Source organism: Methylobacterium brachiatum, assembly GCF_900113845.1.
Classification (GTDB): Bacteria; Pseudomonadota; Alphaproteobacteria; order Rhizobiales; family Beijerinckiaceae; genus Methylobacterium; species Methylobacterium brachiatum.
This window is the reverse complement of record NZ_FOQW01000047.1, coordinates 1-1,484: the sequence shown is the minus strand read 5'-3', so window position 1 is coordinate 1,484 and position 1,484 is coordinate 1. Positions and strand designations below refer to the sequence as shown.

Genomic DNA, 1,484 nt, shown 5'->3' with positions numbered 1-1,484 from the left:
GGTCGCGGCTCGGCTGGCAGCCCCGCCACGACGACCTCGACGCCATCGTCGCCCAGGCGCTCGCCTGGGAGGACAAACTCAGTACGCGCAATCGGGTCTGAACGCCGCTAAAGCGTGCTAATACAGGCCACAAGACATGAATCCTGACAGAGGCCGGCTGAATGCGCGTTGCAATCGTACATTATTGGCTTGTGGGCATGCGCGGCGGTGAGAAAGTCGTTGAGGCGCTCTGCAAGATGTATCCGGAGGCCGATATCTTCACCCATGCCTATGCGCCGGATTCGATATCGCCGACCATAAAAGCCCATCGCATCCAGACGTCCTTCATCGGCCGGCTTCCGTTTTCAGCGACGCGCTACAAGTCCTATCTGCCGCTCATGCCCATGGCCCTCGAGCAGCTCGACCTGCGCGGGTACGATCTCGTGATCAGCAGCGAGTCCGGGCCGGCGAAGGGGATCATCCCGCCCTCGAACTCGACCCATATCTGCTATTGCCACTCGCCGATGCGGTACGTCTGGAACATGTTCCACGATTACCGCGAGCGGACGGGGTTCCTGAACCGGCTGCTGATGCCGCCGGCCGCGCATTACATCCGGAACTGGGACGCCATCTCGGCGAGCCGCGTCCATGAATTCGTGGCGAATTCCGCCACCGTGGCGCGCCGGATCGAGACCTATTACCGGCGCAGCGCCACCGTCATCTATCCCCCGGTCGATACCGACGCGTTCGGCGCCGTTCCCGAGCAGGAGATCGGCGATTACCATCTGATGGTCGGCGAGCTGGTGCGCTACAAGCGGCCGGAACTGGCCATCGAGGCGTTCAACCGCCTGCAGAAACCCCTGGTCGTGATCGGGGGCGGGGAAATGCTGCGGGAGTTGCGCGCCCTGGCCGGTCCGCATGTGACGATGCTCGGCCCCCAACCCTTCGCGGTGCTGAAACACCATTACGCCCGGTGCCAGGCGCTGATATTCCCCGGCGAGGAGGATTTCGGGATCGTGCCGGTGGAGGCCATGGCGAGCGGCCGGCCGGTGATCGCCTACGGGAAGGGCGGCGCCACGGAGACGGTGCAGGAGGGGCTGACCGGGACGTTCTTCCACGAGCAATCGGTGGAGGCGTTGATCGACGCGATCGAGCGGTGCAAGGCGATCGCGCCGAAACCCGCCGACCTGATCAGCCGGGCCTCCGAGTTCAGTGTCGAGCGTTTCACCGGAGCGATGACGCAGTTCATCGACGGGGTCCTCAACCGTGAGGATCACGGCCACCGTCCCGCGATGGCCGGTGGACAGCTGGATCTGTTACATTGAGTTTTAGCTGAGCGCCTTGTTTTTAACGCGAAAAGACCTTCGTTCGAAAGATTGATCTTGATGCCTGAGCCTATCGATACGGTCTATCCGATCATCCTGTGCGGCGGCACGGGGACGCGTCTGTGGCCGGCCTCGCGCGAGAGCATGCCCAAGCAATTCGCCCGCCTGGTCGATCCGCGG

General features: G+C 63.3%; 2 protein-coding genes. Both read left to right on the top strand.

Translation table 11 applies throughout. The features are described from left to right. The first annotated feature begins 161 nt into the window (after positions 1 to 161). Complete coding sequence (locus BMZ47_RS27685) at positions 162 to 1,304, top strand: glycosyltransferase (protein ID WP_091865654.1); 1,143 nt, start codon at positions 162 to 164, stop codon at positions 1,302 to 1,304. Between the two features lie 60 nt (positions 1,305 to 1,364). After that, positions 1,365 to 1,484, top strand: a 120-nt coding sequence (locus tag BMZ47_RS27680) for a sugar phosphate nucleotidyltransferase (RefSeq protein ID WP_139221096.1), incomplete at its 3' end; no start/stop codon positions are given.